Raw genomic sequence first — 902 nt, forward strand, 5'->3', positions numbered from 1 at the left:
GGCCGCCGCGCGCGCGTGTCGAACCGCCGGCCGCCGGCGAGCGCATGTCGGTCGCGTTCGCGCTGCAGACGCTCGCCGACGTGCGCGACGCGCACGACATCGTCGTCGAGGAAGCGCCGAGCGCACGTGCCGTGATGCAGGAACACCTGCCGTTCACGCACAGTGGCACGTTCTACACGATGGACAGCGGCGGGCTCGGCTACGGGATGCCGGCCGCCGTCGGCGTCGCGCTCGCGCAGCCGGGCCGGCGCGTGATCGGGTTGATCGGCGACGGGTCGAGCCTGTATTCGATCCAGGCACTGTGGAGCGCCGCGCAACTGAAGCTGCCGATCACGTTCGTGATCCTGAACAATCGGCGCTACGCGGCGCTGCAGGATTTCGCGCCGGTGTTCGGCTTCGGCCCGGACGATCCCGTGCAGGGCACCGATCTGCCGAACCTGGATTTCGTCGCGCTCGCGCAAGGGATGGGCTGCCGCGGCGTGCGCGTGACCGATGCGACGCTTCTGCGCGATACGCTGACCGACGCACTGCGCGCCGCGACGCCGGTCGTGGTTGAAGTCGAGATTGCCTGAATGATGTGATGCGCAATGCGCGTCCTTCCGGAGATTCCATGCAAACCGTATCGATGCTGATCGGCGGCGAACGCCGTCACTCATCCAGCGGCGCGACCTTCGTGCGCCGCAACCCGCTCGATGGCGACGTTGCGTCCGAAGCGCCCGCGTGCACCGTCGACGATGCGCGCGCGGCGGCCGACGCGGCCGCCCGCGCGTTTCCCGACTGGGCCGCGCTCGGCCCCGGCGCGCGCCGCGCGCTGCTGCTGAAGGCGGCCGCCGCGCTCGAAGCGAAGCACGAGCAGTTGGTCGCCGCGATGGCGGCGGAGACGGGCGCCGCCGCGCGGTGGG

2 protein-coding genes are annotated in these 902 nt (G+C 71.3%); both read left to right on the plus strand.

All coding sequences use genetic code 11. The features are described 5' to 3' along the window. The coding region (locus tag G3N99_RS41180; RefSeq protein ID WP_241012115.1) for a thiamine pyrophosphate-dependent enzyme at nucleotides 1–572 on the plus strand (572 nt) is incomplete at its 5' end. A gap of 38 nt (nucleotides 573–610) precedes the next feature. Then, nucleotides 611–902, plus strand: a 292-nt coding sequence (locus G3N99_RS41185; RefSeq protein WP_206125306.1) for an aldehyde dehydrogenase family protein, incomplete at its 3' end; no start/stop codon positions are given.

Source organism: Burkholderia sp. Ac-20392 (genome assembly GCF_017104585.1).
In the GTDB taxonomy this organism is placed as follows: domain Bacteria; phylum Pseudomonadota; class Gammaproteobacteria; order Burkholderiales; family Burkholderiaceae; genus Burkholderia; species Burkholderia lata.